This is a genomic window from Enterococcus sp. DIV2379, from assembly GCF_050542965.1.
In the GTDB taxonomy this organism is placed as follows: Bacteria; Bacillota; Bacilli; order Lactobacillales; family Enterococcaceae; genus Enterococcus_D; species Enterococcus_D entomosocium.
Genome location: NZ_CP172938.1, coordinates 324862 through 345916 on the forward strand (window position 1 = coordinate 324862; position 21055 = coordinate 345916).

A 21055-nucleotide genomic window follows, 5' to 3' on the forward strand; every position below is an offset into this window, starting at 1 on the left:
CGTGATGTGGCGATTTCCAAAAGTTAGACGAAAAAGCTAACTGATGGGAATCGCTGCATATGACGCGAGTGTTTTTTATTAACGCAAAGCCAGTCGTTGCGCCAAGCGGTTTCTTAAAAAGATACCTAGATAAGCTGCGGCAACGGCTTTGATGATCCCGGGGATAATAAACAAAACAAAACCACCGTTAAAAGCCGCCGGCCATGCCATGCCAGTGCTCCATTTCAGCCATAATGTACCAAACAACAAAGTTGCCAGCGCACCGACAATATTGCCTATCACTGCTCCTGTGTAGCGAAACGCCGTTTTTTCTACGACCAATCCAGTAAGCAATCCGTTAAAGAGGAAGCCGACTAAATAGCCTCCGGTTGGTCCTAACAAAACACCGATACCGCTGGAAAAACCAGCGAAAACGGGCAAACCGATCAATCCTAACAGCAAGTAGATGATGATCGCCATCGTTCCTGTTCGCGTGCCGAGGAAAGTCACCGCCAGTCCAATCGCAAAGGTTTGTCCTGTCAATGGGATCAAACCGAACGGAATCGTCAATTGGGAAAGACCAGCAATAATGATCGCAAATAATGCGGCATGGATTTGTTCACGTAATGATAATTTCATCGAATCCTTCTCTCTAGTAATAATTTCGTTAACCTAAAAAAGATTTATTTGGTTAACGAAATTATAAGCGGTGGTTTACCAAAAGTAAAGAAGAATCTTGTTTTTTTAGTGTCCTTTTTTTAATAGGACAAGTAAGTTCTTTGAGGAGAGGAAAGGGGCGATTTCTTCCAATTCATCTGTTGAGAAGGGCAGTGCTTGAACGAGACGGCAGATCGTTGCTTCTGTCAGAAACGGCAGCAGTTCTTCGATTTCATCATAAGACAAGCGTTCTGATGCGGTAACGTTTGGCTGTTCCAGGGCCGTCAGCAGGAGTTCATCCAGATACGGTGCAGGTAAAAAGGGAAGCAGTTCTTCAATCTCAGAAAAGCGAAAGTCAGGGGTTTCAAGCCAGCCTTTGATTTCTCCCGCCAAAAAGTTGGGGGTTAAAAAGGGCGCCGCCTCTTCCCAAAAAGCCATGGAATAGTGGTTGCCTTTAAGGATCTCTTCTATTTGGGGCTTTTTCAAAAACGGCAAGAGTTCTTCCATGACATCTTCTGGGATATTTTCGGCGCCATTAAGCAAGTGCTGCAAGTCAGCACTATTCAAATGAGGTGCTAGTCTAGGCAATAAGTCTAGGTCTAAAGAAGATTCTTGAAACGGTTCTTCTTGAATCAGTGCCGATAGTTCTTGCGGTTTGATCAGCGGAGCTAGTTCGGCGATTTCTTTTGGCTGCGCGGTTCCTGCTTGATAATGTTGAACCGCAGCTGCTGGCTTCCCTAACAGCTCATCGATCGATAGGCCTAAAATCGCCGCTAGCTGCGGCAATTTTTCAATGTCCGGCAGTGAGTTGCCCCGCTCCCAATTACTGACCGCTTGATAGCTGACAAGTAATTGGTCTGCCAAGTTGCTTTGGGTCAGATTTTTTTCTTTGCGTTTGGTAGCGATCTGCTGACCAATTTTTCTCATGTTGAATTCACTCATAAATGAATTCCCCCTTTCATGCTCTAAGTATAGTTTCTCAAAAGGTGAAAACGCACTCAAGCTGTGATTGAGCAGGCAAATGCCGACTCAATCACAGCTTGAGTTTACGAATGGATCAGCTGAAGGAGGTGTTCACCAAACGCTTGTGTCGTTAAACAGACGGCTTCGGGCATCAACTGTGCGAAGTCGGCAGTGACGTGCTGACTTTGCAAGGCTTGTTCAATGGCTTGCGTCAGTATTGCAGCAGCTTCCGGCCAGTTCAAATGTTCTAATAGCATGCACGCCGATAGCAGAAGTGAACAGGGATTGGCTTTGCCAAGTCCTGCGATATCCGGTGCCGTTCCGTGGGTAGCTTCAAAGATGGCTGCCCCAGTATCGTAGTTGATATTGGCGCCGGGGGCGATCCCGATGCCGCCAACTTGTGCAGCGAGTGCATCAGAAATGTAGTCGCCGTTCAAATTACAAGTGGCAATGACATCGAATTTTTCTGGATACAAAAGGATCTGCTGTAAAAAGTTGTCGGCGATCACATCGTTAACAACGATCTTTCCAGCCGCTTTGGCCGAGGCAAGGGCGGCTTCGGCTGCCTTTGAACCATTTTCTGCTTTGATTTTGTTGTATTGATTCATTGTAAAACACTGGTCGGCGTACGTGGTTTCTGCAAGCTGATAGCCCCAGTTTTTAAATCCGCCTTCTGTAAATTTCATGATATTGCCTTTATGCACCAGTGTCACCGTGGGTCGCTTTTGAGTAATCGCATACTCAATGGCAGCAGCGATCAAGCGTTGACTGCCTTCTAAAGAGATCGGCTTGATGCCAATAGCGGAAGTTTTAGGAAAACGAATCGCCTTGACGGCAAAGTCTGCTTGCAGTGTCTGGATCAAACGCTGTGTTGCATCGTCGTCTTTGGCAAATTCGATGCCAGAATAAACATCTTCAGTATTTTCTCGAAAGATCACCATATCGGTTTTTTCTGGCTGTTTTAAAGGCGAAGGGACCCCTGTAAAATAGCGAACAGGTCTGACACAGGCATAAAGATCCAGGGTCTGCCGTAAGGTGACATTCAAGGAGCGAAAGCCCTCGCCAATCGGGGTAGTCAACGGTCCTTTCAAGGCGTATTGCTGGGCCTTGATCGTATCGATGGTTGCTTGCGGCAGCCATTCCCCTGTCTGTTCAAAGGCGGCTTCTCCAGCTAAAACTTCCAGCCACTCGATGTGGCGCTGATTGTCATAAGCTTTATTCACGGCTGCATCAATCACAGGTTGCGCAGCCTGCCAAATCTCGGCACCGATGCCGTCTCCTGCAATGTAAGGAATGGTGATCGTCGTTGCTTCATGGGTTGTTTGGTTAGACATGGGCAGCTCCTCCTAATTCCGCTTTTTTTCGAATGACCATTGGCAAAATTCCTTGATGCTTCCAATAGCGAATATCTGCAGGGGCATCAAAGCGTAGACGGGTCATAAAGGAGACAGTCCCTCCGTCGGTCCGTTGCGCAGTGACTTCGACCAGCTGCTTGACCGCTGGCTCTTCTGGCAAAGCGATCGAGAATGTTTCGCTGCCATCTAAAGCAAAAGAGGTGGCACTTTCACCAGCCAGATATTCAAGAGGAATGATCCCCATCATGACCAAGTTGCTGCGATGGATCCTTTCGAAGCTTTCTGCTAAGACGACTTTAACGCCTAACAATTGTGTCCCTTTGGCGGCCCAGTCGCGAGAAGAACCCATGCCATAATCTTTACCAGCTAAAATGATACAGCTTTGGCCGGCTTTTTGGTAATTCGTAGCGGCGTCAAATATCGACAAGGTTTCCCCAGTTGGAAAATAATGCGTGACACTGCCAGTACTGCCAGGAACCAGCTGGTTTTGCAGACGGATGTTGCCGAAAGTCCCCCGCATCATAATCTGATGATTGCCGCGCCGCGAACCAAAGGAATTGAATTCACGATATGGAACTTCTTTTTCTTGTAAAAATTTTCCGGCTGCTGAATCCATACTGATGCTGCCGGCAGGAGAAATATGGTCAGTGGTGACGGAATCGCCCAATTTTGCCAAGACTTTCAGATCGGCTAAGACATCTGGTTTAGGCAATTCTTTGGTCAATGTTTCAAAGTAGGGTGGATGAGCAATGTAAGTAGATTGTTCCTCCCATTCATAACATGCGCTCGTGGTGGTTTCGATCGCATTCCAGCGTTCATTGGCATCAAAAAGATGCTCATAGGCAGCGCGAAATGCTTCTGGTCCGACGTATTCTTGAACGTAAGCATTGACTTCTTCATTGCTAGGCCAAATATCAGACAAATACACCGGCTCGTCATTGACGATAGCTAATGGTTCTTTTGTAAGATCTTTGCGAATGCTGCCAGCGATCGCATAGGCAACAACTAACGGCGGCGAAGCCAAATAGTTGGCTTTGATCTGTGGATGGATTCTTCCTTCAAAATTCCGATTGCCTGACAGAACCGACGCCACCAGTAGATTTTCCGCCTCAATTGCTTCAGCGACCGGCGCTTCTAAAGGACCGGAATTTCCGATACAGGTGGTACAACCGTAGCCCACTAAATAAAAGCCGAGTTGCTCTAAATACGGCAGCAAACCACTGTTTTGCAAATAGGTGGTCACGATCTGGGAGCCAGGTGCAAGGGAGGTTTTGACCGTACGAGGGACGGTCAAACCTTTTTCAATGGCTTTTTTTGCCAATAAGCCTGCAGAGAGCATGACGAAAGGATTGCTAGTATTCGTACAGCTAGTGATCGCCGCCAAAACGATATCGCCGGTCTCTAATTTGTCTGCTGCAGCATCTGGCCAAGTAACGCTGGCTTCTTTTTGCCATTCATCCTCCGAAAGTCCAAAGCCCTTGGGACCAACGGCTGCCGTGACTGATTGTTCAAAATCCTGACGGACTGCTGGTAGCAAAATCCGATCTTGCGGGCGTTTGGGGCCCGCTAATGCCGGCTGAACTTCTGCTAGATCAATGGTGATCGCCTTAGTATAGGTCGGCACGGTCGTTTCATCATAAAAGAAATGGTTGGCTTTGGCGTAAGCGGTAACGAGTTCGATCAGCTCGCTGGAGCGCCCGGTCGTTGCCAAGTAGTTCAAGGTCTCTTGATCGATCGGACAAAAACCGCAAGTGGCACCATATTCAGGGGCCATGTTCGCTAATGTCGCCCGATCGGCTAAGCTCAAATGACCATAGCCCGGGCCAAAGTATTCGACAAATTTTCCAACCACTTTTTCGATCCGCAGCACTTCGGTTACTTTTAGTGCTAAATCGGTAGCTGTGGTACCTGCAGGCATCTCGTTGATAAATTTCACCCCGATGACTTCAGGTGTAGGAAAGAAAGAAGGTTCGCCAAGAATCGCAGCTTCCGCTTCAATACCGCCAACCCCCCAACCGAGGACCCCCAAACCGTTGATCATCGTGGTGTGAGAATCGGTTCCTTGCAATGTATCAGGAAACAGCAGACGTTGTTCTTCGTGTGTTTTTTGCAAGATCACATCAGACAATGATTCGATGTTGACTTGATGAATGATCCCTGTTTCAGGCGGAACGACTTCGAAATTGTCGAAAGAACCTTGTGCCCATTTCAAGAATTGATAGCGTTCTGCGTTGCGTTCAAATTCCCGCTCCGTATTAAAAGCGATCGCCCCGGGCGTACCGGCTTGATCGACTTGCACAGAGTGGTCGACGACGAGTGTGACGGGGATCTCAGGATTGATGTCTTCTGCGGCACCGCCTAAAGCGACCATCGCATCCCGCATGGCAGCCAGATCAACGACTGCAGGCACCCCAGTAAAGTCTTGCAAGACGACCCGCTCTGGTTTGAATGGCACGACACCGGTAGGGCTTTCTGCCTGCCAATTCGCTAAAAATGGTAAATAATCCTCTGTAATTTCCTCGTCTTGATGACGAGCAACACTTTCCAATAAAACTCGAATGGAGTAGGGCAAGCGAGATAAATCAGCCCCTAAGTCTTGGGTGATTTTCGCTAAGTCAATATACGTGTATTGGGTGTCATTGACGGTGAGTTGAGTTTGCCACTTCATAAGAATCCTCCTTTTTACGAAGATAATCGTACTTATTAGGAATAATTATACGTTGATAATTTAAAAAATCAATTAAATTTATGAAAAATATTTCATTTTCTAAACATCGTGCTATAATGTGTGAAAGTTTGTTAAAAAGCAACGATTTTATAGGATGACTATTTTAACGATGTTTGTATACGGTTAAATAACATTGTAGTCGATAGTTTGTAGAAAGATTGGAGGTAACATCACCGTGGAAAGATTAGAAAAGAAAGAGAAATTGTCCTATCTTGCATCGCAATGTCAGAAATACAATTTGATAGATATGAATCTTTATTCAGAATATGATGTAAAGCGTGGACTGAGGGATTTAAATGGCACGGGGGTCTTAGCAGGTCTTACGACGATCTCCACCATTTATCCAGAAAAAATCATTGCTGGCAAGCCAGTTGAAGCTTGTGGCGAGCTGCGTTATCGCGGAATTGACATCAATGAGTTAGTAGCAGGGTTCGTCAATGAGAAACGTTTTGGCTTTGAAGAAATTGCATATTTATTACTTTTCGGCGAACTGCCAAACAAAACAGAACTTGCGGCATTTCATTGCCTATTAGCAGAAAAACGTACTTTGCCGACCAATTTTGTTCGTGACGTCATTATGAAAGCACCTTCTTCTGATATCATGAATAGTTTATCGCGCAGTATCTTGACACTGGCAAGTTATGATCCGCAAGCAGATGACATCAGTATTGAAAATGTGTTGGAACAAAGTCTGATGCTGATCAGTGTCTTTCCACTCTTGGCAATCTACGGCTATCATGCCTACAATCATTACAATCAAGGGGAGAGCATGTACATCCACCGCCCGACCGAAGAGTTGAGTACAGCTGAAACGATTTTGACTATGCTGCGTCCAACGAAAGAATATAGCTTCCAAGAAGCCCAAACATTGGATATGGCACTGGTTTTGCATATGGAACATGGCGGCGGGAATAATTCGACCTTTACGACACGAGTCGTTACCTCCAGTGGGACGGATACCTATTCAACGATTGCTGCAGCGCTAGGTTCTTTGAAAGGACCTAAACACGGTGGCGCCAATATCAAAGTGACGGAAATGATGGGAGATTTGAAGCGCAACGTTGCTGATATTACCGATGAACAGGCCATCCGCACTTATTTGGAAGCAGTCCTAGATAAAGAAGCATTTGACCGTAAAGGATTGATTTATGGCATGGGCCACGCGGTTTACAGCGACAACGACCCTCGTGCGGCGATCTTTAAAAATTATGTAGCCAAACTGGCACAAGAAAAAGGATCAGAAGCTTGGCAAGAATATCAATTGTATACGATGGTCGAACGCATTGCTCCTCAAGTCATCAATGAAAAGCGCAAAATCTACAAAGGAGTCAGTGCCAATATCGACTTTTTCAGCGGGTTTGTTTATAACATGTTGGATCTACCAGAAGAACTGTATACACCAATGTTTGCTATTGCACGGATCGTTGGTTGGTCCGCCCATCGGATCGAAGAGCTGGTCAACGCACAAAAAATCATGCGCCCCGCCTATAAAGAAGTGTCAAATGATCGCGAATATATCGATATAGAGTCAAGATAGATCAAAACAGCAGGGAGGACGCTCGCTGCTGTTTTTGTTTTGTTCAAAATCCTAGTGCTTATACGACCATCCAATTACTCAGAAGAAGTTTGTTGTTTTTTAATAATGAAAGCGTTGACAAGAAATAAGTTTAACGTTAAACTTTGTCTTATAGTTTAACGTTAAACCTTCAAGAGACAGACTAAAAAATTGATTGACTTCTAAGTAAAAAAACAATCAGGATACGTGGCCAATGATTGTTTAACATTCGTTCTATAGTAGACGAAAGGCTATTTGGAGGAGTAGTTACTTTTTTCCTATCTCTACCGTAAAACAAAAATGAAAAGAATGATTTTCTTTGTAGGAGGGTTACATGTGCAAAAAAAAAGCAACGCAAATTTTCACAAGAATAAAATGAAAAATAGTCTTTCTTTGTACGTCTTATTAGCTCCAGCTTTGATTTTATTAGTCATATTCACCTATATTCCAATGTATGGTTTAGTAATTGCATTTAAAGATTACGCTCCGTCACTGGGTATTTTTGGAAGTCCATGGGTTGGTTTTAAGCATTTTTCTCAATTTTTTAATTCGTTTCAATTTGGAGTAACCCTTAGAAATACGCTAACTATTTCCCTCTACAGTATGATTGTCGGCTTTCCATTGCCAATTGCATTAGCAATTCTCTGCAATCAAATTCGTGTAGAAAAATTCAAGAAGTTTTTCCAAGTCACCACCTATTTACCTCACTTCATTTCTACAATGGTTATGTGCGGGATGTTGATCTTGTTTCTATCACCTACCAATGGTTTGATTGTCAACCTCATGCGGCTTGTTGGCATAGAATTGCCTTCTTTGCTTTCTCAGCCAGGAAGTTTTGCAAGCGTATATGTTTGGAGTGATGTCTGGCAACATGTTGGATGGGACAGCATTATTTATTTAGCGGCCTTATCAGCGATCGATCCCACTTACTACGAGGCTGCGACTATGGATGGTGCCACAAGACTGCAAAAAATCAAGCACATTGATTTACCACTGATTCTTCCCACCGCAATGATCTTGCTTATATTAAGAGCGGGCAGTTTATTGAGTGTTGGTTTTGAAAAAGTTTTGCTGTTGCAAAATGCTTTGAATTTAGCAGGAAGCGAAATTATCTCCACATATGTTTATAAAGTAGGGTTAATAAACTTTCAATATAGTTATTCAACTGCTATCGGCTTATTTAATACAGTGATCAATATAATCATATTGATATTAGTGAATGCATTGTCGAGACGCTTGACGAAAACTGGGTTGTTTTAGGAGGAGATTATGAAAAAAAGTAAGAAAACTGGTTCTGAAAGGATATTCGATTTCTTTGTTTATGGGGTAGCCATTTTGTTGATCCTTCTAATCATTTATCCGCTTTGGTTTGTGATCATTGCTTCCTTTAGTGATCCAGCGGATGTCGGGAATGGGAATGTTTGGTTGTGGCCAAATGAATGGCGATTAGATGGGTATATCCGCTTATTCGAGCAGACCTTATTCTGGCGAGGCTACTTGAATACCATTTTATATACTATCGTAGGAACCGCTGTCGCATTATTCGTTAATATCCCCGCTGGTTATGCCTTATCTAGAAAAGATTTGCACGGTAGGAAATGGCTGGCTTTATTGTTTATTATTCCCATGTTCGTTTCGGGCGGCTTGATCCCGACTTACTTAACGATCAAGAATGTTGGTCTCTTAGATACGTTTTGGGTAATGGTCATTCCTTTTGCAGTATCTAGTTACAATATCATCGTAGCTAGAACATTCTTCAACAATAGTATTCCTGCTGGCTTATGGGAAGCAGCTCAAATTGATGGTTGTGGAACGATCCGCTATTTCTTTAGTATGGTACTGCCACTTTCAAAAGCGATATTGGCTGTTATCGGTTTATGGACAGCAGTTGGTATTTGGAATTCATGGTTCAATGCATTGATTTATTTGACCAATGACAATCTACAACCATTGCAATTGATACTTAGACGGTTACTAATAAGTAATCAATTACTACAAACACAAGCAACCGGAGAACTTGCATCTGAGCTAAGAGCAACGGCAGACATGATGAAATATGCAGCAATTGTCGTATCTACAGCACCAATTATGATGTTATACCCGTTTTTACAAAAGTATTTTAATCAAGGTGTCATGATCGGCGCGTTGAAAGAATAAAAAATGGAGGAATGATGATGAAACAGTTTAAATGGAGGTATTTGTTTTGTTCTTTAGGAATTTTAGGGATGATGACTGGCTGTGGAAATGAAGGGGCGGTAGAGGAGCAAGGAAGTGACACGAATCAATTTAAAATCACCACTGTTCGCTGGTCAGACTGGGGAGATGATTTTACAAAAGGCTTTTTAGAAGATGCAGAAGAAAAAGCGGGGATTCAAATTGAATGGGATATTCATCTTTCAGCAGATTGGGGTGAGAGAAAGTCTGTATTGATGGCTGGGGGCGATTTGCCTGATGCCTTTTTAGGGTCAATCACCTTTAATGATGCAGAAATAGCACAAAACCAAGATGTGTTTATTCCATTAGAAGACTTGATTGCAGAAAACATGCCTAATCTTACTCGTATCATGTCGGAAGATCCGAAAATTAAAGCAATGATTACATCACCAGACGGGCATATCTATAGCTTGCCGAAAAAATTACCAATGCGTCCGCTCATTGCGAACCAACTATTTATCAATCAAACATGGCTTGATAATCTTGGCTTGGAGATGCCTGATACCTATGAAGACTTTATTGATGTCTTAACAGCTTTTAAAGAGGAGGACGCCAATGGAAATGGAGATGCAACGGATGAGATTCCGTATGGTGTCGGAAACTTTAGTGAAACCTTCTCATTCATTTTACCGTTTAACAATCGGCTTGGAGCTGACAATACGTACGAAATGTCAATGAAGGATGGAAAACCAATCTACTTACGCATGGAAGAAACCTATCGTGATGGCATTTCTTGGATGAGTGAGGCGTATCAAGCTGGGTTAATTGATCCAGAATTGTTTACTCAAGATACATCCATGAGTGATGCGAAACGAATGAATAAAGATACCGCTCTTGTAGGGGTGGCTGCTGGATGGACGGCGGATGCAACGTTTGGCTTACATGCTGAGGAGTATGTTGCACTACCACCATTGAAAGGACCAGATGGACAACGCTATGTCATATCCGATCCAGATCATTATAACTACGGTCGGAATGAGTTTATGATAACAACGAGTTGTGAAAATCCTGCTGCGCTCTTAAAGTGGGCTGATCAATTCTATACAGATGATGCAAGCATTCAAACCTTTTATGGCTCATTTGGTGTTGGTGTTGAGAAAAACGGGGACCAGTATACAGTTTTACCACCACAGGATGGGAAATCAGCGGATGAATGGGCTTGGATCAATTCATTGCGCGATTTTGGACCAAAATATGTGGATGATCAATTTAATGAGCGTGTGACGATTGATGAAACACAAGGGGATGGATTGAAATTGATTCTTGATAGTGAAATCAATCAATACGTCCAACCTGCATTTCCGAATGTGATTTACTCGCAAGAAGAATTGGCTCGGTTGTCAGCACTTTATGTAGATATTAGTTCTTATGCTTCGCAAATGGCTGCCAAATGGGTAGTAGAAGGCGGAATTGAAGAAGAATGGGAGAGCTATCTGGAACAATTGAACGCAATGGGGATCGAAGAGTTTATGGAGATCCAAAATGATGCCTTTGATCGATACTCAGCAATTATAAATTAGATCGTGCTGGCTGAAGTAGAAATACTGCTTCAGCCTTCCTATTCTAGGTGAAAGGAGTATACATGAAAACTTTGTTTCGATTTGATACGCCATTGATGAAAGGATTAACAAGGATTACCGATATATGCTTGCTTAATGGCTTATTTCTTCTTACTAGTCTGCCGATCCTTACAATCGGCGTCTCTTTGACAGCCATGAACACTTGTTGGCAAAAAATACTGGCGGGCCAAGAAGAAGGGCTTGTGCGACACTACTTTTCTACGATAAAAAGGGATTTTTTTGAAGCAACAATTATTTGGTTAGGTATTCTTTTTTTTACAACGATCTTTTCACTCAATTTCTATTTGTTTACCCTTCAAGCTATAGTCTTTAGGGTGATTGGCTTAGCCATTTTATTCCCTTTCATCGTCTGTCTCTTATTATTGTTTGTCATGCTATTTTCTTATATTGGTAGATATGAAGATGGTGTGTGGCGCAGTATCAAGAACTGTTTGCTGATAGCGATTCAAAATGGGAAGCAAGCGGGTTTGCTGTTGCTCTTTAATAGTATGATGATGTATTTTAGCTTGAGTAGTCCCGAAAGATTGTTGACTGCTATTTACGTTTATACGTTTGGTGGGTTCGCCATGACTTCATTGATCAATAATCTACTCTTAAAAAAAATGTATCAAAAGACTGAGCGAACCATCGCTGAACCCCAAGAAATTTGATGAGTTCGTAGTTAGCTAGAGACCTTGATCCATGTGCTGTTGCCCCTTTGTCCTACAAAATAGAGAGCGTAAGAAGAACTCAAGGAGGAAAGAGTCCACTTTCTTAAATTGTCATTGTTCTAATAAAGGGTACCCATTCTTGTTGGCTATCCTTTGATTGATGCTTCTCGACAATGCGGTATAATAAGGAAAAACAAGTACTATCGAAAGGACAAAGCGCATGAGGATTACAATTAAAAAAATTGCAGAAGAAGCAGGGGTCAGTGTGACGACAGTCTCGAATGTTATAAATAAAAAAGCGCACCGTGTGTCCCAAGATAAGATAGAAATGATCGAAGGGATCATAAAAAAATATAATTATTCACCAAATATGAATGCACGAGCGTTAGTCAAATCTTCTTCTCGCTTAATTGGGGTACTGTATTTTTCAGATCAAAAAAATTTGGACTTTGCGGACCCTTTTGTGACAGAAGTTCTAGATGGCATACAGCGAGTGACAAAAGAGCACAGCTTTTTTACACTCGTCCATAGCGTGACCAAAACAGATGATATTGGAGAATTACAGAAAAATTGGAAATTTGATGGGTTTATTGCAGTAGGATTTAGTCAAGAATTATTTGAAGAAGTCAATCGGATTGTCCAGGTCCCAATCGTTTTCATTGATACGCATCTAAAGGATGAAGTGTTCAATCGAATCACGGACTATCCGAATAGTTTTTTTATTAATACGAATGATCAAAAAGCGGCATATGAAGCGACTGCCTTTTTACTTGAAAAGGGTCTGACTAAGATCGGCTTTTTGTCCTATGAATTTGATCAATCAAAGACATCGGTTATTCAACAAAGGTATCTAGGCTATCATCAGGCTTTGCAGGATTTTGGTATAAAGCTTGATGAGGGATTAGAGTATACAGAAGAACAACAAGCAACAATGATCAGCAGCATAGACAAGTTTCAAGCAGTGCTCGTTACAGCAGACTACTTAGCGATCAAGTTTATTCATAAATTAAAACAAGAAGCTATTTTTTATGAAAAGAAACTGTCGATCATCAGTTTTGATGATATCCGTTATGCAGCTTTAAATGATCCTCCATTAACTACGATCAGATTAGATCAGATTAAAAAAGGGGAAGCAGCCATGACTACCTTGGTCAATATCATTGATAACCATTCGAATGAACCGCAAATCACATTACTCAATGGGAAATTGATTGTCAGAAAAACAACATACTAGAAAGGAACGTGTTATGGGGAAAATTGCAGATAGATACTATACGGTCGATCCGTGGATTATTTCAGAAGAAGGGTTTGATAAAGAACGAAGTGAAGTGTCCGAGTCGATCTTTTCTTTAGCAAATGAATATATGGGCATCCGTGGTTATTTAGAAGAAGGGTACTCGGGAGAACGATTGCTAGGTAGCTACTTCAATGGAATCTACGAAAATAGTCCTAAGGAAAACCGTGTGAAGTATAAGGGGATCATTTCGAGGAGTCATTTTATGGTCAATGCGGTCGATTGGCTATATACCAGAATTTGGTGTGGTGAGATGTTACTTGACTTAGCTTATTCAGATATCGAATCTTTTCAACGACGACTTGATCTTAGAACAGGTATCTTGACTCGTAGTTTTTATTGGAAACCTGAGAAGGATATCAAATTAAAGGTGACTTTTGAACGTTCACTAGATAGAGCAACGGTATCATTAGGGTATCAGCAGATCTCGTTAAAAGTTATTGAAGGTAGTCCATCCATCTCAATTTTGATGGGGATTGACTTTGCCACGAGCCATCTATCTGAAGGTCAAAATTTTTGGGTGGAACGAGAAAAAGAATCTTCAAATAGGCATGCTTTTTTAGCAGCAGAAACAAGAAGTACTAAGCAAACAATTTATGCTGGCTTTTCTCTATCCGCCACTGAGTCCCTCGACACGCAACTTGTGGAAAGGGATAAATTTATCGGCCGTAAGTTTAACGTTAAACTAGAAGAAGGGATGAACTTTCAAGTAAACCGAAATGCTGTAAATATTGCCGATAAAACCGGACTTGATTTAAATCAACTAAAACAACATTGTCTCACCGATCTGGAAAAAAGTCTTTCCTTTGGTGAGATGGAACGAAAGAGTCGCACCTATTGGCAAAACGTTTGGGCTAAGGAAGACATCCAAATCGATGGTGATCCAATTAATCAACAGGGGATTCGCTACTGCATCTTTCAGCTGCATCAAACATACCATGGTCAAGATCCTAGTCATAATATTGGTGCGAAAGGGCTCACTGGTGAAGCATACGGTGGACATGCTTTTTGGGATACGGAAACGTCCTGCCTTCCTTTTTACTTATTGACAAATCTTGATGCAGCAAAAAATTTATTAGAATTTCGCTATCATACTTTGCCGGAAGCCAAAAAACGAGCACGCCAGCTTGATTGCCAAGGAGCTTGTTACCCTATCGCTACATTGAATGGGAACGAAGCCAGCGATCTTTGGCAGCATGCAAGCCTTCAGTTTCAGCCAAGTACCGCTGTTGCATATGGCATCTGGCACTACATGCAGGTAGCAAAAGATACTGAATTTTTGTATGGACATGGGATCGAAATGTTGATTGAAATTTCACGCTTTTTGGCTTCTAGAGGTGATTGGTCTCCAGAAGGTGAATTTGGCTTTTTTGGGGTGATGGGACCAGATGAATTTCAGATGATGGTAAACCACAATACGTATACAAATTATATGGCGAAAAGAACATTCGATTATACTGTAGAGGTATTGAAAAAATTGAAAACGAGTAATGAAACTAGATATAGTACACTTCTATCAGCGCATGGTTTGAGTGAAAAGGAGATTGGCTACTGGCAAATTTGTAGCAAAGAAATGCTTATTTTAAAAACGGAGTATGGTTTGTTTGAACAACATGATGGTTTTTTCAAATTACCTCATGTGGATATCCGCTCGATTCCCATCGAAGAGTTCCCGCTTTATGATCATTGGTCCTATGATCGCATCTATCGTAACAATATGATCAAACAACCAGATGTCTTAATGTTTCTTTTCTTGTATAACCAATCTTTTCCGAAAGCGGAAAAGCAAATCAACTATGATTACTATGAACCAAGGACGATTCACGAATCCTCGCTGTCACCTTCGATCCATTCTATTTTGGCGGCAGAATTGGGAATGGAAAATGAAGCATATCATTTTTTTGAATTTGCCACTAGAATGGATCTGGATAATTTCAATCGTAATACTCGTGAAGGATTGCATATGACTTCGATTGCTGCAGCTTGGATGAATATTGTCTATGGATTTGGTGGCGTGAGAACTGATAGGGAAGGAATAAAACTAGCCCCCACAATTCCAGTTGACTGGAAAAAATATACATTCAAAATTACGTATAACCAATGTTTGATTGACGTGTCAGTCACCCATCAGTCAATCAAAATTTCGCTAATAAAGGGTAGAGCTATTCAACTACAAGTTTATCAAAAGAAACTGACACTTACTCAAAACCCCATCGTCATTGAGCGATCAACGAAAAGAAGCGTCTGAATTTCTTAGCCCTCATTCGCATAAAAACAACGGTGAAGAAAAGCACCGTTGTTTTTTGTTTTTTTGCAAGCAAGAGGAACTTTTTGTGCGTAATTAAAGATAGGAAAGAGTAGCAAAATATCAAGTATTTCTCCTTTTTCATATAGGAATGCAAAAATTGATTACAAAGTTTCTTGCATTTTTTGTATGATAGAGGGAGGAATAAAGGAGGAAAGTTCACGAATGAAAATAAAGAAATGGATGGCAATTGCCATTATTACCAGTCAATTTTCAACATTGCTGCCAGTATCAGCGGCTGCGGCTGTTTTAACGAGCGAGTCTACTGCTGGTCAAAATACAGCTGAGTCAACGATTCCGGGAGTGAACGGGCCAACAATGGGCTTGGTCCCTGAAGATGCCGCAACGGTACCAGGAGAAAACGGCGAAGTAGTTCCAGGAGAGTCAACACCTGTTCCTGAACAGCCAACACCAGAACCATTGCCAGAACCGGAACCAACCCCGACGCCAGAACCAACACCAGAAGAACCGGCACCAAATCCTGATCCAGAGCCGAATCCAGAGCCAGAACCAGAACCAACACCGGAGCCGGCGCCAGAACCAGAAGAACCAGCACCAAACCCAGAACCAGAGACAACACCAAATCCAGAGCAAGAATCAACACCAAGCCAGCCTTCGCCTGACATCAAAGAAGTACCGAACGTACCAGAGTTGACGGTAACGCCGCCGCAAGAAGATGAGCCAGCAAAATTTGAAGTCACGCCAGTCAAAGAAACGTGGGACTTTATTATGGAGATTGGAGAAGATGCTCGTAAAGTTGGACAAGAAGAAGATCTTTACGCATCGGTCATGATTGCACAAGCGATTTTAGAGTCTGGTAGCGGAAGAAGTCGTCTGAGCCAGGAGCCTTTTTATAACCTATTTGGTATTAAGGGACTTTATGAAGGGAATGGGATTTCCTTCCAAACGCAAGAAGACGATGGTTCCGGTAATTTATACACAGTTCATGCCACGTTTCGCCAATATGACAGTATCGAATCTTCTTTGAAAGATTATGCGAAATTGTTGAAAGAAGGATTGGACCACAATCCGAATTTTTATAAAGGTGTTTGGAAATCAGAAACGGAGTCTTATGAAGATGCCACGGAATATCTGACCGGGCGTTATGCATCAGATACACAATACAATGAGAAGCTAAATGCGCTGATCGAAGCATATGCTCTGACGAGTTATGACAAAGAGAAACCAGAATTACCGACAGGCAGCGAACAGATGATCTATCCTGTCAGCAATCCAGTTGTCTCTTCTGTCTTTGGTCCACGAGGCAATGGGTTTCATCGTGGAGTGGACTTCGCCGCCCCACAAGGAACGCCGATCATGGCTAGTCTTTCAGGAACGGTGATCCGCTCAGAGTATCATTCTTCATGGGGGAATTATGTTGCTATCGAGCACAAAGATGGGCTGACGACATTGTATGCGCACAATCATCGCAATTTAGTGGAAGTCGGTCAAACGGTCGAACAAGGCGAAGTGATTGCTTCCATGGGAAGTACGGGGAACAGTACAGGTCCTCACTTGCATTTTGAAGTTAGTCTTTCACCTAGTTTAGCCCGGCATCAACTGATTGATCCATTAGATGCCTTGTCAAAATAACAAAGAATAAAAGAGAGCAGTGTAGCTGCTTTCTTTTTTTTGTCAAGAAAAACGAATCATTTCAGGAAAATTATGCTTTGAGATTTTTTTAGCGCATTCATTTTATCTTGCACGATAAATTTATTCCGAAAACAAGTGTTTTTCTTTGTAAAAAAAACAAAAAGAATTTATGCTAGAAAGGTAGGGAAAAAAATTCCCAAGAGGAATATCCACTTTAGACAAGGTCGTGTATGCGACTTTGCGATGTCTCTAGTATCCTTTCTTATTTAACCAAGGAGTGTGAAAAATGACTGACGATCAGCAAACAACGAATGTGTCTAATGAAGCAGCGCAAGCAAGTCCACTGTCCTTTGAAGAAAAAGTCATTGAAACAATTGTTGGTGTCGCTTTGCAGTCAATTGATGGCTTGATTAGTGTAAATGGCAGATTTCTTTCAGATATGACCGAAAACCTTGAAGAACAGCCGCAAGTCGCTTCTGGCATCGATGTGGAAGTTGGCAAAGAAGAGGTTGCAGTTGATTTGGAAGTAATCGTGGCTTACGGCAAAGATATCCCTAAACTCTTTGCGCAAGTCCAAGAAGTGGTTTTAGAAGAAATCAGTCGCTTGACTTCTTTAAAAGTTAAAGAGATCAATATTCGAATCGCCGATATCGTCAAACAGGAAACGATCGATCAAATCGAAGGTTGAGCACCACGCAAAAAATCGAAGTACATCAAAGAGAAAGGAAGAATAAACAAATGATATCACTATATACAACACCCAGCTGTACGTCATGTCGTAAAGCCCGTGCATGGTTGACCGAAAATGAACTGCCATTTAAAGAGAGAAACATTTTTAGCGATCCATTAAATAGTGATGAACTAATGGAGATTCTTTCTTTAACAAAAAATGGAACGGAAGACATTATATCTACTCGTTCGAAAGTGTACCAAAAGTTAGACATCGATTTAGAAGAGTTGAAGCTAGAAGAGCTACTTTCATTGATCGAACAATACCCGAACTTATTGAAACGGCCAATTATCTTAGATGAGAACAAGCTCCAAGTGGGGTACAATGAAGAAGACATTCGTAAATTCGTGCCACGAAACTTACGAAAGATCATTTTCAAACGACGCCAAACAGAGCTGCTCATGTTTAATTATCGCCAAAAGCAAGAAGAAGGCGAATCTGTTGCGAACTTTATCTAATAATAGGAACAAAACCGGCAAATGAATACAGCGATGTATCATTGTCGGTTTTTTTGGTATTTTTTCAAGGGTCTTCTTAAGAGGATCAGTAAATCCGTTGATTCCGCAAAAAAACACGATTCCAAAAAGGAATCGTGTCGGTTGAAATCTTAAAGTTTTTGGTTGTAGAATTCAACGACTAGTGCTTCGTCAACTTCTGCAGACAATTCATCACGCTCAGGTAAACGAGTTAATGAACCTTCTAATTTTTCGCTATCAAAGCTTACAAATGACGCGCGGCCAGCTGTTGCTTCAACTGCTTCTTTGATTGTTGAGATGTTTTGTGATTTTTCACGAACGCTGATGACTTGTCCAACTTCAACGTGGTATGAAGGGATATCAACGCGTTTGCCATCAACTAAAACGTGACCGTGGTTTACTAATTGACGTGCTTGACGACGAGTAGTTGCTAAACCTAGACGGTAAACAACGTTATCTAAACGTTGTTCTAGCAAGATCATGAAGTTAACACCGTGTTTACCTTCTTTGATTTTGCTTGCTTTGATAAACAATGTACGGAATTGACGTTCGTTCATGCCATACATATGACGCAATTTTTGTTTTTCAGTTAATTGCATGCCGTATTCTGATTTTTTGCCACGGCTGTTTGGTCCGTGTTGTCCTGGAGCGTAAGGGCGACGTGCCAATTCTTTTCCAGTTTCTGATAAAGAAATTCCTAAACGACGAGAAATTTTCCATGATGGTCCTGTATAACGAGACATAATTTAGTTCCTCCAATAAAATAGTTTGGAGTAAAATAATCCGTTGAAAAACTCACATTCGTGCAGTTCGTTCTTCAATCTTCACCTTTGCAGCCGCGGTTACGCAATTGCACCCGAGGGGCAACGAACTGGTGACGAGCTGTTATTTTCCTGCTGCATTATTTTACACAAGGAATAGTATACGACAAACTAGGGGCAAAAGTCAAGATGGAGCTGGCTTTGGATTTGATGAAAACAAATCTTGAAATTTTTCATTAATTACTTATATTTTCAAATATCTCTTTACAAAACAGCTTTTCGTCATTAGAATATGAAAGTATTGTGCAAATGATAACGAAGTGAAATTATTCATAAAAGGAGTAGAAAAAATGAATCCAGTATCCCCATTATTTGAGAAGATCGATTCTTCCATAGAAAAGAAAATCGATCTGATCAAGAGTAGTTATTTGCGTTACGCTGTACGTGCGATGATGGCTTGTTTATTCTTGACCCTCGGAACAGCTATTGCTTTTGCGATCGCTATGAAAGGTGAATCGATGGTTCACGGGTTAGGGAAAATTCTATATGCATTTATGTTTAGCTGGTCTTTAGTCATGATTCTTTATATGAACGCAGAATTAGGAACATCAAATATGTTGTATATGACTGTTGGGGTTTACCGTAAACGTCTAAGTATTCCTTTGGCATTGAAAATTTTGCTTACGTGTGTCTTGTTCAACTTGATCGGCGGGGTGATCTTCGGCTCAATCGTTGCACTGACAGGTCCTTTTCAAGGGCTGACCGCAGACAACTTTATGCTGACCTCGATCACTGCGAAATTAGAAAAATCGACCATCCAAATTTTAGTAGAAGCGATGTTCGCCAATATCGTTGTAAACACAGCTGTGCTAGTAAGCATGCGGATGAAAGACGATGCCGGAAAAGTTGCAGCAATCATTTTCATCATCTTCATCTTTGCTTTCTTAGGATTCGAACACGTTATTGCTAACTTCCCAGCGTTTACCTTAGCTTTCTGGGCTTCAGGCGGACACTTGGCAGGTATGACTGTCGGTAGTGTGATCCATAATTTAGTTTTTGCCTTTATCGGTAACTATATCGGCGGTGGCTTGGTCATGGGGCTGGGCTATGCATGGTTGAACAACTCAAAATCGACCTATGTCGACTAATTAGAACCTACCAAAAGAAGCAGCGATGCTTCTTTTTTTTTCTTTTCTCTAACATTTCTCCAGGAAGAAGCCATCATCCCTTAACGGAGCGTTGAAATCAGCGCCTATTTATGTTAAGAATAAGTATGTACGGTTTTTCTTGCTGTTTTTTGTAAAAATGACCGCAACCAAGACCAAAATCTTAGTTACTTCTTAATAGAAAGCGAGCCTTAACCTTTTATGAATCGGAAATTCTTTGCCTTTGATATTGATGGAACCTTGCTTGACTCGAACAAACAGCCACTAGACAGTACGCTAAAAGCCCTTGATCTTTTACGAGATGCTGGCCATTTCGTGACCGTTGCCACTGGACGCAGTCGTTTCCACGCTCAAGATATTATTCGTTCGTTGTCCTTTGATAATTACATTTTATGTAATGGCGCAGCTGCTTTTCTTTCGCATCAGCAGGTGTATAAAAACTTACTCGATGAAACGCAATTGGCTGCTTTCGTGGCAGAAGCCCAAGAGCTTGGGATCGACACGGCATTTGTCGGGATGGATACAGCGAAACGAGCGTCTTCTTTGGATATTGCTAAAATGGAAGCAGCGATGCATTCTTTTGGTGCCCAACTTCCTGAGTTGGACATGGATTTTCCCGAAGAAAAAGAAGTCTATCAAGCATTGGCTTTTTACGGAAAAGAGTATGAGCATTTCTTTGACGAGAAATACAGCAAACTGCGTTTTGTGCGTTGGCATGAAAACAGTGTGGATGTCGTTCCAAAAGAAGGCTCCAAAGCAGCAACGATCCTGTGCGTCGCGGAACAATTAGGGATAGCGCAAGAAGATGTGATCTGTTTTGGTGATGGCCAAAATGATCGTGAAATGCTGACTGCCGCAGGTGTCGGTGTGGCAATGGGCAATGCGGTCCCTGAGATCCAACAAGTCGCAGATATGGTGACCGCTAGCAATGATGAAGATGGCATCTGGTTAGCCTTGAAAGAATTACAACTGATTTAAAAAGGAATCCTTTAGACATAGCACAGTCGGTTTACGGCATCTGTGCTATGTTTTTTTGTTTTTTCTCGGTC

17 protein-coding genes are annotated in these 21055 nt (G+C 41.9%); 12 read left to right on the top strand and 5 right to left on the bottom strand.

Annotated features, from left to right (window positions below; translation table 11 throughout):
• Nucleotides 1-78: 78 nt before the first annotated feature.
• The 4 genes from IGI92_RS01570 to acnA all read right to left on the bottom strand — a co-directional run bounded on the left by IGI92_RS01570 (nt 79) and on the right by acnA (nt 5622).
• Nucleotides 79-618, bottom strand: a complete 540-nt coding sequence (locus tag IGI92_RS01570) for a biotin transporter BioY (protein WP_061053646.1) — start codon at nt 616-618, stop codon at nt 79-81.
• A gap of 105 nt (nt 619-723) precedes the next feature.
• Nucleotides 724-1578 (bottom strand): helix-turn-helix domain-containing protein, encoded by an 855-nt coding sequence (locus tag IGI92_RS01575; RefSeq protein WP_086299000.1) that lies wholly within the window; start codon nt 1576-1578, stop codon nt 724-726.
• 104 nt (nt 1579-1682) lie between these two features.
• Complete coding sequence (gene icd / locus IGI92_RS01580; protein WP_430607735.1) at nt 1683-2933, bottom strand: NADP-dependent isocitrate dehydrogenase; 1251 nt, start codon at nt 2931-2933, stop codon at nt 1683-1685.
• Nucleotides 2926-5622, bottom strand: coding sequence for an aconitate hydratase AcnA (acnA, locus tag IGI92_RS01585; protein WP_429946977.1), 2697 nt, complete (start codon nt 5620-5622; stop codon nt 2926-2928). Before acnA ends, icd begins: the two co-directional genes overlap by 8 nt.
• Before the next feature lie 235 nt (nt 5623-5857).
• Between acnA and IGI92_RS01590 the strand changes: the two genes are divergently transcribed.
• The 10 genes from IGI92_RS01590 to spx all read left to right on the top strand — a co-directional run bounded on the left by IGI92_RS01590 (nt 5858) and on the right by spx (nt 18061).
• Entirely contained in the window at nt 5858-7219 is a 1362-nt protein-coding gene (locus IGI92_RS01590) for a citrate/2-methylcitrate synthase (RefSeq protein WP_016619617.1), read from the top strand.
• 318 nt (nt 7220-7537) lie between these two features.
• Nucleotides 7538-8497: an ABC transporter permease subunit gene (locus tag IGI92_RS01595; protein WP_142437165.1), complete on the top strand. Its 960-nt coding sequence runs from the start codon at nt 7538-7540 to the stop codon at nt 8495-8497.
• 9 nt (nt 8498-8506) lie between these two features.
• Nucleotides 8507-9394: a carbohydrate ABC transporter permease gene (locus tag IGI92_RS01600; RefSeq protein WP_005232446.1), complete on the top strand. Its 888-nt coding sequence runs from the start codon at nt 8507-8509 to the stop codon at nt 9392-9394.
• A gap of 11 nt (nt 9395-9405) precedes the next feature.
• Nucleotides 9406-10971, top strand: coding sequence for a sugar ABC transporter substrate-binding protein (locus IGI92_RS01605; protein ID WP_430607738.1), 1566 nt, complete (start codon nt 9406-9408; stop codon nt 10969-10971).
• 62 nt (nt 10972-11033) lie between these two features.
• Nucleotides 11034-11681, top strand: a complete 648-nt coding sequence (locus tag IGI92_RS01610; RefSeq protein WP_087626795.1) for a DUF624 domain-containing protein — start codon at nt 11034-11036, stop codon at nt 11679-11681.
• A gap of 220 nt (nt 11682-11901) precedes the next feature.
• On the top strand, nt 11902-12915 hold the full coding sequence (locus tag IGI92_RS01615) for a LacI family DNA-binding transcriptional regulator (protein WP_430607741.1): 1014 nt from the start codon (nt 11902-11904) through the stop codon (nt 12913-12915).
• Between the two features lie 13 nt (nt 12916-12928).
• Complete coding sequence (locus tag IGI92_RS01620) at nt 12929-15223, top strand: glycoside hydrolase family 65 protein (RefSeq protein WP_430607744.1); 2295 nt, start codon at nt 12929-12931, stop codon at nt 15221-15223.
• Between the two features lie 222 nt (nt 15224-15445).
• Nucleotides 15446-16873 carry a peptidoglycan DD-metalloendopeptidase family protein gene (locus tag IGI92_RS01625; RefSeq protein ID WP_430607746.1) on the top strand — a complete coding sequence of 476 codons (1428 nt, stop codon included), beginning with the start codon at nt 15446-15448 and terminating at the stop codon, nt 16871-16873.
• A gap of 286 nt (nt 16874-17159) precedes the next feature.
• Entirely contained in the window at nt 17160-17561 is a 402-nt protein-coding gene (locus IGI92_RS01630) for an Asp23/Gls24 family envelope stress response protein (protein ID WP_005227156.1), read from the top strand.
• Nucleotides 17562-17611: 50 nt separating this feature from the next.
• The gene (gene spx, locus IGI92_RS01635; protein WP_008376310.1) at nt 17612-18061 is read left to right on the top strand and encodes a transcriptional regulator Spx; all 450 of its coding nucleotides are present in this window, start codon (nt 17612-17614) and stop codon (nt 18059-18061) included.
• Between the two features lie 149 nt (nt 18062-18210).
• Here the strand turns inward: spx and rpsD are convergent, their stop codons facing one another.
• The gene (rpsD, locus tag IGI92_RS01640; protein WP_005227158.1) at nt 18211-18822 is read right to left on the bottom strand and encodes a 30S ribosomal protein S4; all 612 of its coding nucleotides are present in this window, start codon (nt 18820-18822) and stop codon (nt 18211-18213) included.
• Nucleotides 18823-19190: 368 nt separating this feature from the next.
• Between rpsD and IGI92_RS01645 the strand changes: the two genes are divergently transcribed.
• A complete protein-coding gene (locus IGI92_RS01645) occupies nt 19191-19988 on the top strand; it encodes a formate/nitrite transporter family protein (RefSeq protein ID WP_005227159.1) in 798 nt (265 codons plus the stop codon).
• A 219-nt stretch (nt 19989-20207) separates the two neighbouring features.
• A complete protein-coding gene (locus IGI92_RS01650; protein ID WP_005227160.1) occupies nt 20208-20984 on the top strand; it encodes a Cof-type HAD-IIB family hydrolase in 777 nt (258 codons plus the stop codon).
• Nucleotides 20985-21055 lie beyond the last annotated feature (71 nt).

Coding starts and splice junctions, on each gene's coding strand:
- IGI92_RS01570 (WP_061053646.1), bottom strand. CDS start 618: ATGAAATTATCATTACGTGAACAAATCCATGCCGCATTATTTGCGATC.
- IGI92_RS01575 (WP_086299000.1), bottom strand. CDS start 1,578: ATGAGTGAATTCAACATGAGAAAAATTGGTCAGCAGATCGCTACCAAA.
- icd (WP_430607735.1), bottom strand. CDS start 2,933: ATGTCTAACCAAACAACCCATGAAGCAACGACGATCACCATTCCTTAC.
- acnA (WP_429946977.1), bottom strand. CDS start 5,622: ATGAAGTGGCAAACTCAACTCACCGTCAATGACACCCAATACACGTAT.
- IGI92_RS01595 (WP_142437165.1), top strand. CDS start 7,538: ATGAAAAGAATGATTTTCTTTGTAGGAGGGTTACATGTGCAAAAAAAA.
- IGI92_RS01600 (WP_005232446.1), top strand. CDS start 8,507: ATGAAAAAAAGTAAGAAAACTGGTTCTGAAAGGATATTCGATTTCTTT.
- IGI92_RS01605 (WP_430607738.1), top strand. CDS start 9,406: ATGATGATGAAACAGTTTAAATGGAGGTATTTGTTTTGTTCTTTAGGA.
- IGI92_RS01610 (WP_087626795.1), top strand. CDS start 11,034: ATGAAAACTTTGTTTCGATTTGATACGCCATTGATGAAAGGATTAACA.
- IGI92_RS01615 (WP_430607741.1), top strand. CDS start 11,902: ATGAGGATTACAATTAAAAAAATTGCAGAAGAAGCAGGGGTCAGTGTG.
- IGI92_RS01620 (WP_430607744.1), top strand. CDS start 12,929: ATGGGGAAAATTGCAGATAGATACTATACGGTCGATCCGTGGATTATT.
- IGI92_RS01625 (WP_430607746.1), top strand. CDS start 15,446: ATGAAAATAAAGAAATGGATGGCAATTGCCATTATTACCAGTCAATTT.
- IGI92_RS01630 (WP_005227156.1), top strand. CDS start 17,160: ATGACTGACGATCAGCAAACAACGAATGTGTCTAATGAAGCAGCGCAA.
- spx (WP_008376310.1), top strand. CDS start 17,612: ATGATATCACTATATACAACACCCAGCTGTACGTCATGTCGTAAAGCC.
- rpsD (WP_005227158.1), bottom strand. CDS start 18,822: ATGTCTCGTTATACAGGACCATCATGGAAAATTTCTCGTCGTTTAGGA.
- IGI92_RS01645 (WP_005227159.1), top strand. CDS start 19,191: ATGAATCCAGTATCCCCATTATTTGAGAAGATCGATTCTTCCATAGAA.
- IGI92_RS01650 (WP_005227160.1), top strand. CDS start 20,208: ATGAATCGGAAATTCTTTGCCTTTGATATTGATGGAACCTTGCTTGAC.